We start from the raw sequence: 20,698 nt of genomic DNA on the forward strand, positions 1-20,698 counted from the left end.
GGCAGGGCCGGACGTTTGGCGTATGCGGTCGCGATGCGGTCACGGTCACGACTCGGCAGGGCCACATGGCCCTGGCCCGAGTGTCAGTGGCGTCTGAGAAGGTGGACCCATGAGCGGACCACCCAGGGGCACGGAGCGTGTCGTCGTCATCGGGGCCGGGATCGCGGGGCTGGCCGCCGCACACCGGTTGCTGGAGCGCGGGCTGCGCGTGACCGTCCTCGAAGCCTCGGGCCGGGTCGGCGGCAAGCTGCTGCCGGGCGAGATCGCGGGTGTCCGGGTGGACCTGGGCGCCGAGTCGATGCTCGCCCGCCGCCCCGAGGCGGTCGCCCTGGCCCGCGAGGTGGGCCTCGCCGAGCAGCTTCAGCCGCCGGCCACCGCGACCGCCTCGATCTGGACGCGCGGCGCCCTGCGCCCGATGCCCAAGGGCCATGTGATGGGCGTCCCCGGCACGGCGAACGCCCTGGCCGGCGTCCTGTCGGACGAGGGCCTGGCCCGCATCGAGCGCGACGCGGCACTGCCCCGCACGGAGGTCGGCGACGACGTGGCCGTGGGGGAGTACGTCGCGGAGCGGCTCGGCCGCGAGGTCGTCGACCGCCTGGTGGAGCCCCTGCTGGGCGGGGTGTACGCGGGCGACGCGTACCGCATCTCGATGCGCTCGGCCGTCCCGCAGCTCTTCCAGGCCGCCCGCACCCACGACTCGCTCACGGCGGCCGTCCGCGACATCCAGGCCAAGGCTGCCTCCGCCCAGCAGACCGGGCCCGTGTTCATGGGCATCGAGGGCGGGGTGGGCCGGCTGCCGCTCGCGGTCGCCGAGGCGGTGCGGGCGCGCGGCGGCGAGCTTCTGACCGGCGCTCCGGTGACGGAGCTGAGAAGGGTGGCCGAGCCGGAGGCGGATGGCGCGGGCGAGCCGAGGGCCCTCGATCTCGGGGTACCGGCGGGCGCCGTCGGCTCGCCGCTCGCGCAGGCCCCCGCGGCGGCGCGGCCGCACACGGTCTGGCGCGTGGTCGCCGGCGACCGTGTCCTGCATGCCGACGCCGTGATCGTCGCCGTGCCCGCGCCCGTCGCGGCCGGCCTCCTGCGCGCCGAGTCCCCCGAGGCCGCCGCCGAACTCGCCACCGTCGAGTACGCCTCCATGGCCCTGATCACCCTCGCCTACCGCCGGGCCGACCTCGCCCTCCCCGAGGGCAGCGGCTTCCTGGTGCCGCCCGTCGACGGCCGCACCATCAAGGCGTCGACCTTCGCCTCCCGGAAATGGGGCTGGATCGCGGACGAGGACCCGGACGTGGTGGTGCTGCGCACCTCCGTGGGGCGCCACGGCGAGACGGAGATCCTGCAGCGCGAGGACGCCGGCCTGGTCGAGGTCTCCCGGCACGACCTGCGCGAGGCGACCGGCCTGGACGCCGTGCCGCTGCAGACCCGGGTGACCCGCTGGACCGACGGCCTGCCCCAGTACCCGGTGGGCCACCACGCGCGCGTGGCCCGCATCCGCGAGCACGTCGCCAAGCTGCCGGGCCTCGCGGTGTGCGGCGCGCAGTACGACGGCGTCGGCATCCCCGCCTGCATCGCGAGCGCCTACGCGGCGGTGGACCAGCTGGGCCGCGAGTGAGCCGTAGGGGCGCCCCGGAGGCGAACGAGCCAAAAAAAGGGGCCTGAGCGGGGTCCGGGAGCCGACGGCCAACCCGGTGCAGAGCCTGCACGGCGGAGCGGGAGAATAGGGACCATGAGTGACGACGCCCCCACCACCGAGTCCGGCAGGGTCCCGAACAAGGGCAAGCTGGCCAAGGACCTCAACGAGGTCATCCGCTACACCCTCTGGTCGGTCTTCAAGCTGAAGGAGGTGCTGCCGGAGGACCGCGCGGGTTACGCCGACGAGGTCCAGGAGCTGTTCGACCAGCTCGCCGCCAAGGACGTGACGATCCGCGGCACCTACGACGTCTCCGGCCTGCGTGCCGACGCGGACCTCATGATCTGGTGGCACGCCGAGACCAGCGACCAGCTGCAGGAGGCGTACAACCTCTTCCGCCGCACCAGGCTGGGCCGCCACCTGGAGCCGGTCTGGTCGAACATGGCGCTGCACCGCCCGGCCGAGTTCAACCGCTCGCACATCCCCGCGTTCCTCGCCGACGAGACGCCCCGCAACTACGTGAGCGTCTACCCGTTCGTGCGCTCCTACGACTGGTACCTGCTGCCGGACGAGGACCGCCGCCGCATGCTCGCCGACCACGGCAAGATGGCCCGCGGCTACCCGGACGTGCGCGCCAACACGGTCGCCTCGTTCTCGCTCGGCGACTACGAGTGGGTGCTCGCCTTCGAGGCCGACGAGCTGTACCGCATCGTCGACCTCATGCGCCACCTGCGCGCCTCGGAGGCCCGCATGCACGTCCGTGAAGAGGTTCCGTTCTTCACCGGACGCCGCAAGTCCGTGGCCGAGCTGGTCGCCGGGCTCGCCTAGGCGGCCTTGCCCTTCAGGGAGTCCCGCAGGGACTTCCTGGGGGCGTTGTCCGCGGGGGCCTCGGGCTTCGGCTCCGGGCGCGGTGCGCAGGCCGTGTGCCGCCCCGGGAGCCGGCCCTCCAGCAGGTAGGCGTCCAGATGCCCGTTGACGCACCGGTTCGGGCCGCCCCCGATCCCGTGCGTGCCCGCGTCCCGCTCGGTCACCAGTACCGAGCCGGCCAGCCGCCGGTTCATCTCCAGCGCCCCCGCGTACGGCGTGGCCGCGTCCCGCTCGGCCGCCAGGATCAGCACCGGCGGCAGCTCACCGGGTCCGGTGCGCACGTCCAGCGGCTGCTGCCGGGGTGCGGGCCAGTAGGCGCACGGCAGGTTCATCCACGCGTTGTCCCAGGTCTCGAACGGCGCCACGCGCGCGAGCCGCGTGTTGTCCCGGTTCCACACCTTCCAGTCCGTCGGCCAGGCCGCGTCGTTGCACTCGACGGCCGTGTACACCGCGCTGCCGTTCTCGGCCTCGGTGGCCGTTTCCGGGCTCGGTGCCGCCAGCCGGACCAGCGGCTTCGCATCGCCCTTCAGATACGCCGACAGCGCGGCGGCCCGGCTCGGCCAGTAGTCGTCGTAGTACCCGGCGCCGAGGAACACGTTCTGCAGCTGCCCCGGTCCGACCTTCCCGTCCGCGGCCTTCGCGGCCAGCCGTCCGAGCGCGGTGTCGTAACTGCGCTGCACCTTCGCCGCCGTGTCGCCGAGCCGGTAGACGTCGTCGTGCCGGGCGGCCCACTCGCGGAAGTCGGTCCAGCGGTCCTCGAACGCGGCCGACTGGTCGAGGTTGTTGCGGTACCAGACCTTCGCCGGGTCCGGGTCCACCGCCGAGTCCAGCACCATCCGCCGTAGGTGCGAGGGGAACAGCGTCGCGTACACCGCGCCGATGTAGGTGCCGTACGACGCTCCCATGAAGGTCAGCCGATCCTCGCCCAGCGCCGCCCGCAGGACGTCCAGGTCCCGGGCGTTGTTGAGCGAGTTGTAGAACCGGAGCCTGCCGCCGGACCGCCCGCCGCAGCCGCGCGCGTACGCCTTCGCCTGGTCGATGCGCTGCCGCTTGTACTGCTCCGAGGGGTGCGTCGGCGACTGGGTGGGTCCCTTGAAGAAGTGCTTGGGGTCCACGCACGACAGCGGCGCCGAACGCTCCACCCCGCGCGGGGCGTAGCCGACCAGGTCGTAGGCGGCGGCGATCCGCTTCCACTCGGGGAACGTGCCGATCATCGGGAAGTACATGCTGGACGCGCCGGGGCCGCCCGGGTTGTAGACCAGGGTGCCCTGCCGGGGCACCTTCCGCTTGCTGTTGTGCGGGTCCTTGTGGGTGGCCCGCACCCGGCTGACGGTCAGTTTGATCTGCTCGCCGTCGGGGTGGGCGTAGTCCAGCGGAACGCTCACCGTGCCGCACTGCAGGCCGGCCGGCATGTGCAGCTCGGCGGCGCACTTGGCGAAGTCGACGCCGGCCGTGCGGGCGCGCGCGGCGGCCACCGCGGCCCCGTGCAGCTCCGCCGCGCCGGGAACGGCGGGGGCGCCGTCCGCCGGGGCCGCGGCCAGGGTGGTCAGGAGCAAGGAACCGGCGGCCGAGTACAGGACGGCAGCTCTCATCGCGTATCCCTTCCGTGCACGGCGGCGATGGCACGGCTGCCACGGCCCCGGCGACGACAGAAGGGATGTTTCGTTCGCTCGTCGGTGAAGGCAAGCACCGCCCGGCGGGTGTCGCGGTCAATGCCCCCGATGCGCCCCCGGGTCCGGCCTCACTCCCGCCACGGCTGGTCGCGGTGGGTGAAGGCCGCGCGCAGTTCGGGCTCGCCGATCGCGCGGATACCGCGTACGGCGACGGAGGTGAGAAAGGAGCGCTCGTCGCCGTCACCGGTCGAACGCCGGGTCAGCGACCCCAGCAGCCGCTGTCCGGCGGGGGAGGCCCAGCGTGAGTACGGAAGCACCTCGACCCGGGCGATGGCCAGACAGCTCAGGGTGAGGATCAGCGGCAGCGCGAACCACAGGGCGACGAGCAGGCGCGGCATGCCGGTCTGACCGGGCATCAGCAGCGCGGTCAGGCCCAGCGTCAGCACGAGCAGCGCGGCGGCTCGCACTTGGCGCACTCCCGCCGCCACGGTCGTACGCGCGCCGTCGGGCACCGCGAGTCCCGCGCGCACCAGACCGTCGGAGAGCCGGCGTACGGCCTCCGCACCGGCCGCCGCGGCACGCACCGGTGCGATCCGGGACTGTCCCTCGGGCCCTATCGCCCCTATGACGGACCGCTCCATCTCGTCGTGGCCCCGCGGGTCCACGACCGTGGCCCACCCGGTGTGCGCGAGCAGCAACCGCCGCTGCCGGGCCATGGACACCATGGTCACATCGGCGACCCGCGCGGGGCCGCCGGACAGGAACGCCGCCTCGTACAGCGTAAGGGCGTGCCCGTGGTCCGCGACGGTGCCGTCCGTGTCGACGGCCGCGGCGTGTACGGCGGCCAGGCACAGCCGGGTGCACGCGATGCCGGCCAACACCCAGGCCAGGAGCAGCAGGAGGACCCAGAACATGACGTGTTTCTATGCCAGGGGCCGGGGAAACTCCATGCCTTGTTCACCATCCGGACCGAGTGTTGCCGGTTTGTGACGTTCCGTTTTCCCCGCAGGTCAGGGGCTGTTCGCCGGGGGCGGGCTGGCCGCGGCGGGCGGCAGGGAGTACGTCGTCGACGGCGAGGGCGCCACCGGCACCGCGGAGGCGGGGTCGACCACCGGGGGTGTGGGCACGGGGGAGGCCGACGCGGCGAGATCCCGGGCGAGCGCCGAGAAGTCGACGTACCCGGTCGCCTCCAGGATCTTGATGTGGTCCAGCACGGTCGCGTTGGCGTCGTCGGCCAGGTCGCGGACCAGGGTGTTCTGGGTGCCGGCGCGGACCTGGGCGACCAGGGAGAAGACCCGGCCGTGCGCGAGGCGCAGGATGCTCGTGAACGTGCGGTCGAAGTCCTGGCCCTGCGCCGCGTTCAGGGTGACGAGCCACTGCCTCTGCTGCTCGTTGGGCTCGTTGGGCAGGGGTACGCCGAGCTGGGTGGCGACGGTGCGGACGTGTGCGTCGAGGGAGGTGTGGCCGTCGATCAGGTGCTTCCCGGCGTCGCGTACGGCCTGTGTGGTCCCCTTCCGCTCCGCCATCTGTCCGGCGGGCAGTTCCCACAGGCCCGCGAGCCGGACCTTGGTGACGAGGTCCCGGTCCTGCGCGGACAGCGGGCCGTACGGGGTCGTCACGGTCTGTGCGCTGAGCGTGTTCGCGTCGGTCGTGCCCGATCGGTCGGCGTAGGACCAGACCGGGAAGAGCAGCGCTGCGGTGGTCGCCGCCAGGCCCGTGATGATGAGTCCTGTGCCGCTGAATATGCCTCGGCCCGTGATGGGGGGTCGCGGTCGCATGGTGCCTCCTGCTCCGCACCCCGGGGGTTCGTGCGGCGGGGGCGGGCTTGGCATATTACTGCGGGGTTCGGGGCGACCTTGCACCGCGCCGTCGAGCAGCGGGCCGTCGCCCGCATGACGCCCGCCGCAATCCCCACGCAGCTGCGGGCACCCCCGGCCCGCACCACTGCCGTTCAGCGTCTCCGCAGCAGTACCCTCGCCCGGGCCGCCAGCCCCGGGGACCGCGGCGTCGGACCCGCCCGGTGCAGCCACCACTCGCGCAGCTGACGCCGTACCCTCGCGTCCTCCGGGCGCCCGACTTTCAGCAGGTGCTCCGCGAAGTCCAGCGCATCCCGCCGATACCCCCCGCTCATCGGCCGCACCCGCGCGTACTCGAGGAACGCTCCCCGGTACCCCTCCCCGAGCAGCGCAGGCAGCTCGGGCGCCACCTTGGCCACGACGTCCACCCGCTTCGCCGCGAGGGCCCGCGCCTGCACCCCCATCCGCACCCGGTCGAACCCCTCCGGCACCGGCGTGCCGGCCACCAGCGAGGACAGCACCGCGGCCTGGGCGACACCGAGCCGCTGCCGGGCCTCGGGCGGGGCCAGGACGGCGACGCCCCCGCCCGGCTTAGCCGTACCGCCGACCGGAGCGGTCGCCCGGCCGGCCGCCACGGCCCCCCGGATCGCCCCCAGCTCCCGCTCCAGCTCGGCCGGCTCGGGGAAGTTCTCGTCCCGTTCCAGCAGCACCCCGGGCGGTGCGACCCGGGACGCGAGGTCGGTCAGGATGTCGAGCACCGGACGCGGCACGGGGTGCGCGTGGCTGTCGTGCCAGACACCGTCGCGCTCGAAGCCGCCCGCGACATGGACGTAGGCGATGGCCTCCAGGGGCAGCGCGGCGAGCGCCTCGGCCGGGTCCTCACCCCGGTTGACGTGGTTGGTGTGCAGGTTGGCCACATCGATGAGCAGCCGCACCCCGGTCCGCTCGACCAGCTCGGCCAGGAACTGCCCCTCGGTCATCTCCTCGCCCGGCCAGGAGAACAGCGCGGCGATGTTCTCCAGGGCGAGCGGCACCGGCAGCGCGTCCTGTGCGATCCGCACGTTCTCGCAGAGCACGTCGAGCGCGTCCCGGGTGCGCGGCACGGGCAGCAGATGGCCCGCCTCCAGGTGCGGCGAGGCGGTGAGCGTGCCGCCCGCCCGCACGAACGCGATGTGCTCGGTGACCAGCGGCGCGCCGAGCGCCTCCGCCCGCTCGGCGAGCGCCGTCAGCCGGCCCGCGTCGGGCCGGTCCGCACCGCCGAGGCCGAGGGAGACGCCGTGCGGGATCACGGTCACCCCGCGCTCGCGCAGCCTGCGCAGCGAGTCCGGGAGGTGGCCGGGGCAGACGTTCTCCGCCACGACCTCCACCCAGTCGATGCCCGGCATGCGCTCCACGGCGTCCGCGATCTCCGGCCGCCAGCCGATTCCCGTCCCCAGTCGCCGCACCGCTCCACCCCCTCCTTCTCCGAGTGACGGGGGTATGGCCCCGGCGCGTGGCACCCAATCCCCGCGCCCGCGCCTTCAGAGCAACATTTGAGGTTCGCCGCTCCTCACCCTCGCACCGGCCATTCCTCCGGGACCCGGCCCAGCAGGCGCAACGCCTCCTCCAGGGGCCCGGACCCCGCCGGCACCCCCAGCGCCGGGGCGAAGGCGAACCCCGGCCCGCGTCGGGCAGGGTCGACGGGCACGCGCCGGGCCACGGCGAGCGCGGCGTCGAGCACGTGCTCCGGCAGCTCCAGACGCGCACCGAGGGCGGCGGCGACATCCCACGCATGCACCACGTAGTCGATGAAGTGGAAGCCGATGGCCCGGCCGCCCGGGAAGCTCCCGCCCAGCCCCGGCAGCGCGAACTCGCGCTCGGCCGCGCCCGGTTCGGCGAAGGCCGCGAGTACGGCGGTGGCGGCCACCCGGTGCATCCCGGCGGGCTCCCGCAGGTCCTCCTGCTCCCGCCAGTACGCCGCGTCGTGCCCCGCACCGCGCGCGGCCGCCGCGAAACCGAGGTGCTGTGCGGTCATGTGCGCCACGAGCCGCCGCAGCGTCCACCCCGCGCACGGGGTGCCCCGCTCCCAGTCCGACTCCTCCGCCAGTCCCACCATCCGCACGGCCTCGCGCACGGCGATGCGGTCGAGTTCCACGATGTCGCTCTCGGTGACGGTCATGCGGACGAGCATAAAACTGTGCGAACGATCGTGCTAGTTTTTAATCAGCACCCCACCGCAGTCCTCATCGGCTCGTCCCCTCAAGAGACTTCGGGAACCGGCACGCCTCCCACCGCCGTGTCCCGCAACCGCCGCGCGATGCCCGCCCGGGCTCTGCGATAGGCGGTCTCCTCGTCGTGCAGCACGGAGAGGGCGTTCGCCGTCTCCATCAACGCCACCAGCTCGAAGGCCAGTTGGGCGATGTCCGTGTCGGCGCGCAGCTCACCCGCCGCGCGGGCCTCCTCGATCGTGCGCTCCACGCGGGCCGACCAGTCGCGCTGCGCGCGGACCGCCGCGTCGTGCACCGGGCCCGTCCGCGCGTCGAACTCGGCCATGACGCCGTAGAAGAAGCAGCCGCCCGGGAACACCCGACCCCGCGAGTACTCCAGCCACAACTCGCAAAGCTGCCACACCCGTCCGATGCCGGCCGGCACCTCGCCCGCGGGCCGGAGCACCCGCTCGGTGAAGATCCGGGCCGCCTCCCGCACGGTGGCCAGCTGCAGCTCCTGCTTGGAGCCGAAGAGCGCGAACACCCCGCTCTTGCTCAGCTCCAGCTCGGTGGCCAGCCGGCCGACGGTCAGCGCCTCCAGCCCCTCGACCGAGGCGATCTCCACGGTCCGGCGCAGCACCAACTGCCGGGTCCGGTTGCCCCGTTCGACGCGCCCGTCGAGCCGAGTCACCGGCGCCCCCTACCGCAGCGCGGGGTGGTCGGCGACCACCGTGCAGGAGCCCGGCGCGATCTCCGTGAAGCCGGCGTCCCGTACCAACGGCAGCCCGCTGCCGGTCAGCCGGCCCCACTCGGCGGGATCGGCCGGGCGGACGGCCAACGGAAACCCGGCCTCCCGCCACGCGGTCCGCTCCTCGTCGGACAGTGCCCACCAGGCCAGCTGGGCACCGTGCCCCGCCTGGGCCATCGTCTTCCCGGCAGACATCTCGAGATCCGGGTTCAGCCACAGCACCGGCCGGCCGCGATCGGCCCCGACGGGCGGCTCCGGATCGTCCAGTTCGGTTCCCGACACCTGCAGCTTCGCCAGATCCTTGGGCCAGCCGTCCAGCGGAACCGGCGGGAAGACCCGCACCTCCGCGGACTTGCCGTGCACCGTGATCCCGGGCAGCGCCTCGGCCCGCCGCCACTCGGATCCTCGGGCCCGCCGTACGACCTTCCGGATCCGCGCGTCCTCCCAGTCCCGCACGACCTCGGCCCACTCCCCGTCCCCGACGGCCCGCTCGTCACTCAGCAGCAGAAGCACGGCCCGAGCAGCCGTCTCCAGCGCATCGGTACGGGCCGGAGGAGCACTCCGCTCGATGCGGACGACGAGAGGCAGTACGTACTGCTGTGCCTCGTCACGAGGGTTGGGCTCGGTCTGGAAGGGACTGTCACCGGGGGACGACGAAACTTGGCTCACACCACCCAACCCTAAGGGGCGCGGGGGTGTGCACCATCTGCGGCTCTGCCCGCGTGGGCGCGACCAGCCCGGACGTCTCGAAGACCGGACCCAGGATCAGCCCCTACGGCGAGACCGGACAAAATCTCCCCATGCAACATGACCTACGACTGACAGCCGTAGGCCGCCGCTACGGCATCCGCGGCCCCTGGGTGTTACGAGACATCCACCTCACGCTCACCCCCGGAACCCTGACCCGCATCGAAGGAGCGAACGGCACCGGAAAATCCACCCTCCTCCGCCTCATCGCCCGCCTGGACGCCCCGACCGAAGGCCGTGTCACCGGGCGCCCGCGTACGGCCTACGTCCCGGAGCGCTTCCCCTCGGCCCTGCCCTTCACCGCGGCCGGCTACCTCACCCACCTCGGCACCATCCACGGCCTCTCCCCGAAGACCGCCGCGAACGCCGCACACGGCTGGCTGGAGCGGTTCGGCGCCGCGGCCTACGCGGGTACCCCCATGTCACGCCTGTCCAAGGGCAGCAGCCAGAAGGTCGCCGTCGCGCAGGCCCTCCTCGCCGACCCGGAGCTGATAGTCCTGGACGAGGCGTGGACCGGGCTGGACGCGGCCGCGCGGGCCGAACTGGAGCGGGCGGTGGCCGAGCGGACCGCGGCGGGGGGTGCCGTCGTCTTCGTCGATCACGACCCGCGCCGCCTGGCCGGGGTGCCCGACGCGACGTACACCGTCGTGGACGGTGGCATCAAGCTCGGTGCGGACGGCGGGAGTTCGCCGCCTGCCGGGCCCCTCACCCACGTCACCGTACAGGGCGCGCCGGGGGCGCAGCTGTCGCCCGACGCGGTGCGGACCGTCACCTCGGCGCGGGAGACGGCCCCCGGCGTCCACCGCCTCGCCGTCCCCGCCTCCCATTCGGACGTTCTCCTGCGCGCCCTGCTGACGGCCCGCCCGCCCTGGCACGTGGTGAGCGTCGAGCCGGACGGCACCACCCCACTCGACCCCGGAAGCCGCCCATGACCGCTCTCCTGCGCTACCAGGCCGACCTGCTGCTGCGCTCGCAGCGCTGGCTGCCGCCGGTGATCCTCTACGTCGCCTTCCTCGGGGTCGGCGTGCAGAGCGGTCAGCCGGTGCTCGACTCGCTCGGCTACGCGGCCGCCGGTCTGTTGCCGGTGGCCGCCTGGCTGGTGCGGATCTGTGTCACGGGCGAGCCGGACGCCGCCCGTGCCTGCGTCGCCGCGGCGCGCGGCCCCGCCCGCGCCCACCTGGCCTGCCTGCTGACGGCGCTGCTCGCCTCGGTGGCGCTCGGGGCGGTGGCGACCCTGGTCATGACGCTGATCAGCGACCCGGCGAGCAACGGCCACCGCACCCATGTCCCGCCGCTCGGGGCCGGCCTGGCCGGGCTCCTGGCCGCCCTGGCCTGCGCCCTGCTGGGCAGTGCCGTCGGCGCGCTCACCAACCGGCCGGTGCTGCACTCCACCGGCCGCGCGGTGCCCGCGATGCTACTGGCCGCGCTGCTGTCGGTGGTGCTCGCGGGCTCCCCGGCCCAGGCCGCGGTCAGCGGTCTGGTGACCGGTTCGCAGTCGGGCCGGGTCCCGGTGCCGCTGCTGCCCCTGGCCGGGGCCGCCCTCGTCACCGCCGCGGCCTTCGCGGCGGCCTGCGCGCTCACCGCCCGCCGGTCACCCTGAACAGGCGGTGCGCTGTGCCTCCTGCCACTCGCAGACGGGGCACAGCGTGATGCCCTTGTGCGACTCCGGGTACTCCGTCGGCTCCCGGCACAGGACACTCCCCCACTCTCGACTGCGCTCGAGCGGGGGGACCCCCATGGCGTACGGCGGGCCGTCGGCCTTCGGGGGCCGGGTCGCGTCGGTGACCGTGCAGTAGTCGTCGTCGCTCATGCCCTCAGCGTAGGACGGTCACCGGTGGCCGTTCGTCTCGCCGATCAGCTCGGAGACCTTCACGAACCGGTAGCCCTGCTTGCGCAGCTGCGGCACGACCGTGCGCACGACCTGCTCGGTCGTCGGGGCGGCGCTGCGGGTGCAGTGCATGACGACCACCGACCCGGGCTTCACCCCGTCCAGCACCTGCCGGACGACCGCGTCGGCGTCCGTGGCGAACGCGTCACCGCTCACCACGTCCCACTGCACCGCGGTGACCCCGACCCCGCTGAGCGCGCGCAGCGCCTGACGGTCGTAACAGCCGCCGGGGAAACGGAAGTAGGGCAGCGGATGGGGCACGCCCGCCTTGCGGAAGGCGGCGTACGCCCGCTCGACGTCCTTGCGCATCTGGTCCGGTTCGACGGTCGGCAGGCCGTAGCAGTCGGAGGTGAACGCGTAGTGGCTGTAGGAGTGGTTGGCCACCTCGAACTGCGGGTCCTGGCCGAGGGAGCGGGCCTGCGCCTGGTACTGATCGGCCCACCGGCCGGTCATGAAGACGGTCGCCGGCACCTTCAGCGTGCGCAGGGTGCCGATCAGGTCCGGGTTGTCGAAGTGCTCGCCGGAGGCGGCGCGGGGCCCCTGGTCGGCGGTCATGTCGGCGTCGAAGGTCAGCGCGACGGTCTTGCCCAGGGTGCGCGGGCCGTGCTCGAACACCGGGGTCAGACCGCCCGGACCCGGGGCGAGCACGGGCGTCCGTGAGGCGGACGGGGAGGCGGCCGGCTTGGCGTGCGCCGGGCGCGCGGGGCCGGGGGTGCCCGCGGTACCGCAGGCGGCGAGGGCCGCGCCCAGGGCGCAGACGGCAGTGATACGGAGCGCTGGTGCAATCACCGTATGAAAGTAGGACTGAATGACCGCTTATACGGTGATATGACTTCCGATTCCGGGGTCACGCCGCCCGTACGGCGTACGCCCGGCTAGCGGCCGTACCTTCCGGTCAGGGTGCCCGTCGCCAGGGTGTGGCCGGACAGGGCCTGGAGGAGGTCGGTGGGCGTGGCGTCGGGGGCGAGGTCCGGTCGGCGGTCGGCGGCGTACACCGTGAGGACGTAGTGGTGCGGGCTGTCGCCGCGGGGCGGGCAGGGACCGCCGTAACCCGTCCTCCCGAAGCCGTTGCGGCCCTCGACCGCTCCCTGCGGGCGCTCGCCGGCCGTGAGGTGCGTGGTGTGCGGGTCGATGTCCCACACCAGCCAGTGCGTGAAGGTGCCGCGCGGGGCGTCGGGATCCTGGAGCAGAAGGGCCAGGGAGGCGGTCTGTGGGGGTACGCCGGTGACGGCGAGCGGGGGCGAGACGTTCTCGCCGTCACAGGTGTAGCGGCTCGGGATCGTGTCGGCGTCGGCGTACGCGGGGCTCGTGACCGTGAGCCTCAGGGCGGTGGGGGAGGGGGCCGACGACGAGCCGCCCCCGTCCGTGCACCCCGGTACCACGGCCATCGCGGCCATGGCGATCACCCAACCTTTGCGCATGCCCGGCACGCTAGCCGGAGGGCGGTCCTCCGTCCGCGTGCGGCGCGAGCTCTTGCTGGCCTCTCTCCGGTTGCTGGCCCCTCTCCAGGAAGTGCAGCAGCTCCACCGGGATCGGCAGGACCAGCGTGGAGTTCTTCTCGGCGGCCACCGCCATCACCGTCTGGAGCAGCCGCAGCTGGAGCGCGGTCGGTGTGTCGGCCATCTGCTGTGCGGCCTCGGCGAGCTTCTTGGAGGCCTGCAGTTCGGCGTCGGCGTTGATGATCCGGGCCCGGCGCTCCCGATCGGCCTCGGCCTGGCGGGCCATGGACCGCTTCATCGCGTCCGGCAGGGACACGTCCTTGATCTCCACCCGGTCGACCTGGATGCCCCAGCCGACGGCCGGGCTGTCGATCATCAGCTCCAGGCCCTGGTTGAGCTTCTCCCGGTTGGACAGCAGGTCGTCCAGGTCGCTCTTGCCGATGATCGAGCGCAGCGAGGTCTGCGCCATCTGGGAGACCGCGAACTTGTAGTCCTCGACCTTCACCAGCGCACTCACCGAGTCGACCACCCGGAAGTAGACGACCGCGTCCACGCGCACCGTGACGTTGTCGCGGGTGATGCCCTCCTGGGCCGGGATCGGCATGGTCACGATCTGCATGTTCACCTTGTGCAGCCGGTCCACGAACGGGATCACCAGGTTCAGACCCGGTTCGCGTACTTCACTCGTGACCCGCCCGAGCCGGAAGAGCACCCCCTGCTCGTACTGCTTGATGACCCGTGCCGCCATCGCGAAGTACACGACCCCGACGGAACCCAGCGCCGCAAGCGCCCCCAGCAGATCCTGGAGCATGGTGACCTCCTCAGGGAGAGGCCTTGCTTTCTGTCCGCTGCTGTAACGATAGTTCCGGGCCGGGACAGAAGCCATGGGCGGTGCGGAAAGGCCGGGCCAGGGAGCCGAGGGGCGTCGGCGCCCCGACCCGGGGACGGTGGCCGATCAGGCGACCGTGGCTCTGGCAGGCTCCTCGGGTGCGGTCACCTCCACCGGCTCGGTGCCCGTCGCGCTGTGACGCTCGGCCCAGTTCTCCAGGGCCGTGCGGCAGGCGTGGTCCAGGTGGTGCAGTCCGGACAGGTCGAGCCGGACCGGGCGGTCCTGGGGCAGCGCCTCCAGGCTGTCGAGCATCCTCGGCAGCCGCAGGAAGGTCGCGTTGCCCGACAGGTACGCCTCGACGGGACCCGCGCCCTTGTCGACGATCTCCAGCCGGAGGTGCGAGGCCTCCCAGGCCGTCTTGACGATCGCCAGCGCCAGGCCGATGAGCACGCCCTCGAACATGCTGACCGCCACGATCGACACGGCGGTGACGGCCAGGATCAGCGCCTCGCCCCGGTGCTCGCGCCACAGCCCGACCAGCGCCCGGACCGGCACCAGCTTGGCGCCGGAGTAGATCAGGATGCCCGCGAGGGCCGGGATCGGGATGTAGGCGAGCACGCCCGGCAGCAGGGCCGCGAACAGCAGCAGCCAGACGCCGTGCAGCACGCGGGACGCCTTCGTCCGGGCGCCCGCCTGCACGTTGGCCGCGCTGCGCACGATCACCGCGGTCATCGGCAGCGCGCCGAGCAGCCCGCACACCGCGTTGCCCGCGCCCTGGGCGATCAGCTCCTTGTCGTACTTCGTGCGCGGACCGTCGTGCAGCCGGTCCACGGCCGCCGCGCTGAACAGCGACTCGGCGGACGCGATCAGCGTGAACGCCACGACCGTGCCGAGCACCCCGACACCGGCGAACTCGGCGAAGGCGTCGAGCGGCGGTGGCTGGACGGCGCCCAGCAGCCCCTTCACCTCGACGGTGGCCACCGGCAGGCTGAGCACCAGGGCGGCCAGGGTGGCGAGGCCGACCGCGGCGAGCGGACCGGGCACCGTACGTACCGTGGCCGGTGTGTGCTTCCACAGCGCCAGCACCACGACGGTGCCGGCGCACAGGGCGAGCGAGGTGAGGGCCGGCCCGGCACCGAGGGCGTCCAGGAACGCCCTCGGCAGCCCGGCCATCTTGCCCAGGCCCGAGTCGGGGGCCTTGGCCGCCATGGCCGGGTACAGCTGACCGGCGATCAGGACCAGACCGATTCCGGCCAGCATGCCCTCGACGACCGAGACCGAGATGGCCCGGAAGTACCGGCCCAGCTTCAGCGCGCCCATGAGCAGCTGGAGCACGCCGGTGGTGAGCACGATGGCGCCGAGCATCGGCAGCCCGAACTCCTTGACCGCCTCGAAGACGAGCACGGTCAGTCCGGCGGCCGGCCCGGACACCTGCAGGCTGCTGCCGCGCATCAGCCCGGTGACCAGGCCGCCCACGATGCCGGTGACCAGGCCGAGTTCGGCCGGCACTCCGGAGGCGACGGCCACGCCCACGCACAGCGGGAGCGCGACCAGGAACACGACGAGAGAGGCGGCGAAGTCCTGCCTCAGATGAGGGAAACGGGATATGAGAGGACTGTTCATCGGCGCGCTCACAGGGCTTCGAAGGTGTCGGACTGCGGGCGGTGCGTGCGTACGGCGCCGGTGTGCACCTCGTAGTACCAGGCGTGCAGGTCCAGCTGACCCTGCGCCAGTTTCCGCTCGATGCACGGGTACGAGCGCAGCCGCAGCAGCTGGGTCAGGACATGGCTCTGGACGCCCTCGGCCACCTCCGGGTCCTCGGCCGCACCGGCCGGGCGCGGGGTGGCGTGCGCGAGCCAGTCGCGCACGGCGGGTACGGCGGTCAGGTCGTCGCCGCGCACCAGCGCGCCGACGGCGCCGCAGTGCGAGTGGCCGCAGACGACGATGTCGCGGACGCCGAGCACCTCCACGGCGTACTCGATGGTGGCGGCCTCGCCGGTGGGGTGCTGCGAGGTGTACGGCGGGACGATGTTGCCCGCGGTGCGCAGCTCGAAGAGCTCGCCGGGGCGGGCGCCGGTGATCAGGGCCGGGACGACCCGGGAATCGGAGCAGGTGATGAACAGGACCTGCGGGGACTGGCCTTCTGCGAGTTTGGCGAACTCCTCAGGGCGCTGTCCGAAGGTACGGGCGTTGTCGATGAGGGGCTGCATGTGTGTGGACTCCTCCTGGCGCGCCGCAGCGGCGCGTCGGGCTTGCACGACGTTCGTGGGGGATGAGCCGTCGATCAGCAGCGGAAGACCTGAAGGGCTGCCGGGGAGTGGGCTCTGGAGGATCTCGTGGTGCGGTGGTGCGGGGCACCGGACGTGCCCGGCGATCGCGGGGTCGCCGTCTGCCGGGCTATGAGCGGGTGTTCCTGCGCGCAGCCGGAGGCGGGGCCGCGCTGCCGGTCGCGCAGGTGCCGGCCCCCGCCGGGGTTCTGGGTGCAGCCGCCGTCGCGGAGTGCGCTCGCGCTGGTGCGCGCGGGCTTCGAGGGGCGCACGGTTTCGGGTGCGGCCTTGGCCTTCGCATGACTGAGCGTATGCGCGGATGCGAAGGTTCCCGTGGGTGCGAAGAACTGCAGGGCGAGCAGGGTGGTGGCGAGCAGGGCAAGCAGGGTCCGGGCCTTCTTACCTCGGAACATGCACCCTCCTCCCAGGAGTTCACACCTCTTGCACGCACCAAGCCTTGGTCAATGGTTGGTCAAGAAACACGTTAACCCTGCAAAGTCCTTTGCAGGGTTAACTGGGCGTTACGAGCGCAAGAGAGCGTGAAAAGTGCCGGTCGGATGGCGAGATCCAGCTCTTGACTACGAGCTGACGAGACCCTTCGCGTCCCGGGCCAACGCGGTGAGCCGGGATATCGCGCGGAAGTACTTCTTGCGGTAACCGCCGTTCAGCATCTCCTCGCTGAACAGCTGGTCGAACGGCAGGCCCGAGGCGAGCACCGGGACCTCGCGGTCGTACAGCCGGTCCGCCAGCACCACGAGCCGCAGCGCCGTCGACTGGTCGGGCACCGGCCGCACGTCGGTCAGGCACACCGCCTTCACCCCGTCGGTCAGGGCGCCGTACCGGCTCGGGTGCACCTTGGCCAGGTGCTCCAGCAGATGCGGGAAGTCGTCCAGCGAGGCGCCCGCGGTGGCGTACGCCGCCTTGGTCACCTGCTCGTCCGAGTACGGCGCGGGGGCCTCCGGCAGGCCCCGGTGGCGGTAGTCCTCGCCGTCGATGCGCAGGGCGCGGAAGTGGGCGGACAGGCCCTGGATCTCGCGCAGGAAGTCGGCGGCGGCGAACCGGCCCTCACCGAGCTTGCCGGGCAGCGTGTTGGAGGTGGCGGCGAGCGCCACGCCCGCCTCGACCAGCTTGCCGAGCAGCGTGGAGACGAGCACGGTGTCACCCGGGTCGTCCAGCTCGAACTCGTCGATGCACAGCAGGCGGTGGCCGCTGAGCGTCTGCACGGTCTTCTGGAAACCGAGCGCGCCGACCAGGTTGGTCAGCTCCACGAAGGTGCCGAACGCCTTGAGTGCGGGCTCGGCCGGGGTGGCGTGCCACAGGGAGGCGAGCAGATGGGTCTTGCCGACGCCGTAGCCGCCGTCCAGGTAGACACCGCGGGGGCCCGCCGGGACCTTGGGCGCCTTGGCCCTGCCGAACCCGAAGAGGCCGCGCCGGCCGGCGCCGGAGGCGTGGGCACCGCCGAGGCCGGCCGCGAAGCCGTCCAGCACCCCCACGGCCTCGGTCTGGCTGGGCTGGTTCGGGTCCGGGAGGTACGTGGCGAAGCGCACCGAGTCGAAGCGCGGCGGCGGCACCATCTCGGCGACCAGCCGGTCCGCGGGGACGTGTGGCTCGCGGGTGCACAGGGAGAGGGGGCCCGCATCGGTCAGAGGGCTGGAACCGGGGGCGGTGGTGGAGGACGACACGGTTACCCATGCTAAGCGCCGTGTCACACTGCACGACATGCGACGCCTGTTCCCTGTGACCTACGAAACAGCAGCCCAGGCCTTCGGCGGGGGCACGGAGAGGGAGGAGGTGGGCGGGGCGGCAGGGGCTCCCGCGCCGGGTGGGCCCGGCGGGCCCACCGGTGCCGACGCACTCGTGAACCGGGAGTGGAGCCTCGCCGAGCTGGCCGCCGCCTACGCGTATCCGGAGACGGGTTCCGGGGCCCGGCAGCCGTGGCTGCGGGCCAACATGGTCTCGACCCTCGACGGCGCCGCCCAGCACGAGGGGCACTCCCAGCCCATCTCCAGCGCGGCCGACATGCGCATCTTCGGCACGCTCCGTGCGCTCGCGGACGTGATCGTGGTGGGTGCGGAAACGGTACGGCAGGAGGAGTACCGCCCGGCACGGGCGCGTGCGGAGTTCGCGGCGGCCCGGCAGGCCGCGGGACAGGGCCCCGCCCCGGCGATCGCGATCGTCACCGCCGGCCTGGACCTGGACTTCTCGCTCCCCCTGTTCACCTCGCCCCTGGTGCCCACCGTGATCCTCACCGGTGCCACCGCGGCCCCGGACCGGATCGCGGCCGCCGAGAAGGCCGGCGCCCGGGTGGTCGTCGCCGGGGAGGGCATGGGCGTCGAGCCGGCCCGCGCGGTACGCGCCCTCGCCGACCTCGGTCACACCCGGCAGCTCACCGAGGGCGGACCCCGGCTGCTCGGTCAGCTGGTGGCCGCGGACGTGCTCGACGAGCTGTGTCTGACCGTGTCGCCGATGCTCAGCGCGGGGGACGCGCAGCGCATCGCCGGAGGGCCGTCCGTCGCCGTTCCGCGCCGCTTCGAACTCGCGTCCCTGCTGGAAGAGGACGGATTCCTGTTCAGTCGTTACCGCCGGTCCTGAAATCGGCGGAATCTACCGTTCCGTTTAGCCCTGGGCGGGCAGACTAGGTCCGGCACTACCCGTGCGAGCACGGGGCAGGATGGTTTCCGCAGGGCCTTGCCGGGCCCATGGAGGGAAGAGGCGCCGCGTGTTCACAAGCGTTCTGATGATCGAGAAGGCCCTGACGTCCGCCGACGTGGAGTTCGTCACGACCTTGCACGGAGACGAGCAGGTCTCCTTCCATGTGCTCCTGCAGCCGCGCGGCGACCAGGCGGACCGGCTGCTGCGGGCCATCGACGACATCGCGCTCGGCGAACTCGACGAGGCCCGGCGCGAGGGCAGGACACCCGAGGGCGATGAGGCGCGGAGCGTCGGGCAGCAGGCTCTCGACGTGTCCCTTCAGGCCCTGCGGGCCGCCGGCAGTGAGGCCGTGGGGCGGCTGGTCGAGGATCATCCGCTGGACGCGCTGAAGTCCTTGGTCGCCGAGGCCGGCGCGGACGAGGTCATCGTGCTGACCGACCCTCACTACGTGGAGGAGTTCTTCCACCGGGACTGGGCTTCCCGGGCTCGGCACAAGGTGGGGGTGCCGGTGTTGAAGCTGTTCTCGCACAGCAAGGCCTAGGCGCTGCGGCTGCCCCCCGGGGCTCTTGCGAGGTGCCCGGTCCTTCAGCGCATAGGCTAGGGCTGCTCTGGCTCGTACTGGATCTTATGGAGACTTGCATGGCACCCGGACTTCCTGCCGCCATGGACCGACCCCACTTCATCGGCATCGGCGGTGCTGGGATGTCGGGTATCGCCAAGATCCTCGCGCAGCGCGGGGCCGAGGTGGCCGGGAGTGACGCCAAGGAGTCGGCGACCGCCGAGGCGCTGCGGGCGCTCGGTGTGACCGTGCACATCGGGCACGCCGCCGGGCACCTCGCCGACGACGCGAGCTGTGTCGTCGTGTCGTCGGCCATCCGCAAGGACAACCCGGAACTGGCCCGCGCCGCCGAACTGGGCATCCCGGTGGTGCACCGGTCCGACGCGCTGGCCGCGCTGATGGACGGGCTGCGGCCGATCGCCGTGGCCGGTACCCACGGCAAGACCACGACCACGTCGATGCTGGCGGTCTCGCTGAGCGCGCTGGGCCGTGAGCCGTCGTACGCCATCGGTGGCGATCTGGACGCGCCCGGCTCGAACGCGCTGCACGGCGAGGGCGACATCTTCGTCGCCGAGGCCGACGAGTCGGATCGCAGCTTCCACAAGTACGCGCCCGAGGTCGCCATCGTCCTCAACGTCGAGCTGGACCACCACGCGAACTACGCCTCGATGGACGAGATCTACGAGTCCTTCGAGACCTTCGCCGGGAAGATCGTGCCCGGCGGGACGCTGGTGATCTCCGCCGACCACGAGGGCGCGCGGGAGCTGACGCGGCGGCTGGCCGGGTCCGTGCGGACCGTGACGTACGGCGCGGCCGAGGACGCCGACGTGCGGGTCCTGGCCGTCGTGCCACAGGGACTGAAGAGCCAGGTCACCGCGGTGCTGGACGGGCAGGAGCTGACCTTCGAGGTCTCCGTGCCCGGCCGCCACTACGCGCTGAACGCGGTCGCCGCGCTGGCCGCCGGTGCGGCCCTCGGCATTCCCGCCGCCGAGCTGGCGCCCGCGCTGGCCGCCTACACCGGGGTCAAGCGGCGGCTGCAGCTCAAGGGCGAGGCGGCCGGTGTGCAGGTGATCGACTCCTACGCCCACCACCCCACCGAGATGACCGCCGACCTGGAGGCCATGCGCGGCGCCGCCGGTGACTCCCGGATCCTGGTCGTCTTCCAGCCGCACCTCTTCTCCCGCACCCAGGAGCTGGGCAAGGAGATGGGCGAGTCGCTGGCGCTCGCCGACGCTTCGGTCGTGCTCGACATCTACCCGGCCCGCGAGGACCCGATCCCCGGGGTGACCAGCGAGCTGATCATCGAGGCCGCGCGCGCGGCGGGCGCCGACGTCACCGCCGTGCACGACAAGGCGGAGATCCCCGCGGTGATCGCGGGAATGGCGAAGCCCGGTGATCTCGTTCTCACCATGGGCGCGGGCGACGTGACCGACCTGGGCCCGCAGATCCTGGACCGCCTGTCGCAGCAGTAGAGGGGCTGAAG

Annotated in this window: 21 protein-coding genes and 2 pseudogenes; 8 read left to right on the forward strand and 15 right to left on the reverse strand. The window is 72.7% G+C overall.

The features are described from left to right. Positions 1–109 precede the first annotated feature (109 nt). The 3 genes and pseudogenes from hemG (at position 110) to ACIRVH_RS00640 (ending at position 2,581) form a co-directional block, all read left to right on the forward strand. A pseudogene (gene hemG / locus ACIRVH_RS00630) lies at positions 110–1,715 on the forward strand (protoporphyrinogen oxidase). 5 nt (positions 1,716–1,720) lie between these two features. Then, positions 1,721–2,452 (forward strand): hydrogen peroxide-dependent heme synthase, encoded by a 732-nt coding sequence (hemQ, locus tag ACIRVH_RS00635; RefSeq protein ID WP_403947052.1) that lies wholly within the window; start codon positions 1,721–1,723, stop codon positions 2,450–2,452. 45 nt (positions 2,453–2,497) lie between these two features. Continuing rightward, positions 2,498–2,581 carry a hypothetical protein gene (locus tag ACIRVH_RS00640; RefSeq protein WP_389171950.1) on the forward strand — a complete coding sequence of 28 codons (84 nt, stop codon included), beginning with the start codon at positions 2,498–2,500 and terminating at the stop codon, positions 2,579–2,581. Positions 2,582–2,598: 17 nt separating this feature from the next. Here ACIRVH_RS00640 and ACIRVH_RS00645 read toward each other — a convergent pair. The 7 genes and pseudogenes from ACIRVH_RS00645 to ACIRVH_RS00675 form a co-directional block, all read right to left on the reverse strand. Further along, positions 2,599–4,083: pseudogene (locus ACIRVH_RS00645) on the reverse strand (alpha/beta hydrolase); the annotation flags it as partial. Between the two features lie 149 nt (positions 4,084–4,232). Beyond that, entirely contained in the window at positions 4,233–5,018 is a 786-nt protein-coding gene (locus ACIRVH_RS00650) for a TIGR04222 domain-containing membrane protein (protein WP_403947054.1), read from the reverse strand. Between the two features lie 96 nt (positions 5,019–5,114). Continuing rightward, positions 5,115–5,882, reverse strand: a complete 768-nt coding sequence (locus ACIRVH_RS00655; RefSeq protein ID WP_403947056.1) for a DUF4142 domain-containing protein — start codon at positions 5,880–5,882, stop codon at positions 5,115–5,117. 173 nt (positions 5,883–6,055) lie between these two features. Then, positions 6,056–7,345, reverse strand: coding sequence for a DUF692 domain-containing protein (locus tag ACIRVH_RS00660; protein WP_403947058.1), 1,290 nt, complete (start codon positions 7,343–7,345; stop codon positions 6,056–6,058). Positions 7,346–7,449: 104 nt separating this feature from the next. Then, on the reverse strand, positions 7,450–8,058 hold the full coding sequence (locus ACIRVH_RS00665; RefSeq protein ID WP_403947059.1) for a TIGR03086 family metal-binding protein: 609 nt from the start codon (positions 8,056–8,058) through the stop codon (positions 7,450–7,452). A gap of 80 nt (positions 8,059–8,138) precedes the next feature. Beyond that, on the reverse strand, positions 8,139–8,777 hold the full coding sequence (locus ACIRVH_RS00670) for a TetR/AcrR family transcriptional regulator (protein ID WP_403947061.1): 639 nt from the start codon (positions 8,775–8,777) through the stop codon (positions 8,139–8,141). Between the two features lie 9 nt (positions 8,778–8,786). Then, positions 8,787–9,503, reverse strand: a complete 717-nt coding sequence (locus ACIRVH_RS00675; protein WP_403947063.1) for a peptidyl-tRNA hydrolase — start codon at positions 9,501–9,503, stop codon at positions 8,787–8,789. A gap of 131 nt (positions 9,504–9,634) precedes the next feature. On the opposite strand from ACIRVH_RS00675, the gene ACIRVH_RS00680 reads away from it, so the two are divergent. Next, on the forward strand, positions 9,635–10,513 hold the full coding sequence (locus ACIRVH_RS00680) for an ATP-binding cassette domain-containing protein (protein ID WP_403947065.1): 879 nt from the start codon (positions 9,635–9,637) through the stop codon (positions 10,511–10,513). Then, on the forward strand, positions 10,510–11,181 hold the full coding sequence (locus ACIRVH_RS00685; protein ID WP_403947067.1) for an ABC transporter: 672 nt from the start codon (positions 10,510–10,512) through the stop codon (positions 11,179–11,181). The genes ACIRVH_RS00680 and ACIRVH_RS00685 overlap by 4 nt, the downstream gene beginning before the upstream one ends. On the opposite strand, the gene ACIRVH_RS00690 is transcribed toward ACIRVH_RS00685, so the two are convergent. The 8 genes from ACIRVH_RS00690 to zapE form a co-directional block, all read right to left on the reverse strand. Next, on the reverse strand, positions 11,173–11,391 hold the full coding sequence (locus tag ACIRVH_RS00690; RefSeq protein WP_403947068.1) for a hypothetical protein: 219 nt from the start codon (positions 11,389–11,391) through the stop codon (positions 11,173–11,175). The two genes, ACIRVH_RS00685 and ACIRVH_RS00690, sit on opposite strands and share 9 nt — an antisense overlap. A gap of 18 nt (positions 11,392–11,409) precedes the next feature. Continuing rightward, positions 11,410–12,258 (reverse strand): polysaccharide deacetylase family protein, encoded by an 849-nt coding sequence (locus ACIRVH_RS00695; RefSeq protein WP_403947070.1) that lies wholly within the window; start codon positions 12,256–12,258, stop codon positions 11,410–11,412. 86 nt (positions 12,259–12,344) lie between these two features. Next, positions 12,345–12,890 carry a YbhB/YbcL family Raf kinase inhibitor-like protein gene (locus tag ACIRVH_RS00700; protein WP_403947072.1) on the reverse strand — a complete coding sequence of 182 codons (546 nt, stop codon included), beginning with the start codon at positions 12,888–12,890 and terminating at the stop codon, positions 12,345–12,347. Positions 12,891–12,900: 10 nt separating this feature from the next. Beyond that, positions 12,901–13,719, reverse strand: a complete 819-nt coding sequence (locus ACIRVH_RS00705; protein ID WP_403947074.1) for a slipin family protein — start codon at positions 13,717–13,719, stop codon at positions 12,901–12,903. 144 nt (positions 13,720–13,863) lie between these two features. Next, entirely contained in the window at positions 13,864–15,360 is a 1,497-nt protein-coding gene (locus ACIRVH_RS00710; protein WP_403947076.1) for a SulP family inorganic anion transporter, read from the reverse strand. 8 nt (positions 15,361–15,368) lie between these two features. After that, a complete protein-coding gene (locus tag ACIRVH_RS00715) occupies positions 15,369–15,947 on the reverse strand; it encodes a carbonic anhydrase (RefSeq protein ID WP_403947078.1) in 579 nt (192 codons plus the stop codon). Positions 15,948–16,021: 74 nt separating this feature from the next. After that, the gene (locus ACIRVH_RS00720) at positions 16,022–16,417 is read right to left on the reverse strand and encodes a hypothetical protein (protein ID WP_403947080.1); all 396 of its coding nucleotides are present in this window, start codon (positions 16,415–16,417) and stop codon (positions 16,022–16,024) included. A 165-nt stretch (positions 16,418–16,582) separates the two neighbouring features. Continuing rightward, positions 16,583–17,686, reverse strand: coding sequence for a cell division protein ZapE (gene zapE, locus ACIRVH_RS00725; RefSeq protein ID WP_403947082.1), 1,104 nt, complete (start codon positions 17,684–17,686; stop codon positions 16,583–16,585). Positions 17,687–17,723: 37 nt separating this feature from the next. Between zapE and ACIRVH_RS00730 the strand changes: the two genes are divergently transcribed. The 3 genes from ACIRVH_RS00730 (at position 17,724) to murC (ending at position 20,687) form a co-directional block, all read left to right on the forward strand. Further along, entirely contained in the window at positions 17,724–18,596 is an 873-nt protein-coding gene (locus ACIRVH_RS00730) for a pyrimidine reductase family protein (protein ID WP_403947084.1), read from the forward strand. A gap of 127 nt (positions 18,597–18,723) precedes the next feature. Further along, a complete protein-coding gene (locus ACIRVH_RS00735; RefSeq protein ID WP_403947086.1) occupies positions 18,724–19,197 on the forward strand; it encodes an indole-3-glycerol phosphate synthase in 474 nt (157 codons plus the stop codon). 98 nt (positions 19,198–19,295) lie between these two features. Then, a complete protein-coding gene (gene murC, locus ACIRVH_RS00740; protein ID WP_403947088.1) occupies positions 19,296–20,687 on the forward strand; it encodes a UDP-N-acetylmuramate--L-alanine ligase in 1,392 nt (463 codons plus the stop codon). Positions 20,688–20,698: the final 11 nt, after the last annotated feature.

This window comes from Streptomyces sp. NPDC101165 (assembly GCF_044768135.1).
Lineage (GTDB): Bacteria > Actinomycetota > Actinomycetes > Streptomycetales > Streptomycetaceae > Streptomyces.

What these genes read in the sequence shown, in the direction of transcription:
- hemQ (WP_403947052.1), top strand. Translation starts at nt 1,721, where the DNA reads ATGAGTGACGACGCCCCCACCACCGAGTCCGGCAGGGTCCCGAACAAG.
- ACIRVH_RS00650 (WP_403947054.1), bottom strand. Translation starts at nt 5,018, where the DNA reads ATGTTCTGGGTCCTCCTGCTGCTCCTGGCCTGGGTGTTGGCCGGCATC.
- ACIRVH_RS00655 (WP_403947056.1), bottom strand. Translation starts at nt 5,882, where the DNA reads ATGCGACCGCGACCCCCCATCACGGGCCGAGGCATATTCAGCGGCACA.
- ACIRVH_RS00665 (WP_403947059.1), bottom strand. Translation starts at nt 8,058, where the DNA reads ATGACCGTCACCGAGAGCGACATCGTGGAACTCGACCGCATCGCCGTG.
- ACIRVH_RS00680 (WP_403947065.1), top strand. Translation starts at nt 9,635, where the DNA reads ATGCAACATGACCTACGACTGACAGCCGTAGGCCGCCGCTACGGCATC.
- ACIRVH_RS00685 (WP_403947067.1), top strand. Translation starts at nt 10,510, where the DNA reads ATGACCGCTCTCCTGCGCTACCAGGCCGACCTGCTGCTGCGCTCGCAG.
- ACIRVH_RS00690 (WP_403947068.1), bottom strand. Translation starts at nt 11,391, where the DNA reads ATGAGCGACGACGACTACTGCACGGTCACCGACGCGACCCGGCCCCCG.
- ACIRVH_RS00700 (WP_403947072.1), bottom strand. Translation starts at nt 12,890, where the DNA reads ATGCGCAAAGGTTGGGTGATCGCCATGGCCGCGATGGCCGTGGTACCG.
- ACIRVH_RS00705 (WP_403947074.1), bottom strand. Translation starts at nt 13,719, where the DNA reads ATGCTCCAGGATCTGCTGGGGGCGCTTGCGGCGCTGGGTTCCGTCGGG.
- ACIRVH_RS00710 (WP_403947076.1), bottom strand. Translation starts at nt 15,360, where the DNA reads ATGAACAGTCCTCTCATATCCCGTTTCCCTCATCTGAGGCAGGACTTC.
- ACIRVH_RS00715 (WP_403947078.1), bottom strand. Translation starts at nt 15,947, where the DNA reads ATGCAGCCCCTCATCGACAACGCCCGTACCTTCGGACAGCGCCCTGAG.
- ACIRVH_RS00720 (WP_403947080.1), bottom strand. Translation starts at nt 16,417, where the DNA reads ATGTTCCGAGGTAAGAAGGCCCGGACCCTGCTTGCCCTGCTCGCCACC.
- ACIRVH_RS00730 (WP_403947084.1), top strand. Translation starts at nt 17,724, where the DNA reads ATGCGACGCCTGTTCCCTGTGACCTACGAAACAGCAGCCCAGGCCTTC.
- murC (WP_403947088.1), top strand. Translation starts at nt 19,296, where the DNA reads ATGGCACCCGGACTTCCTGCCGCCATGGACCGACCCCACTTCATCGGC.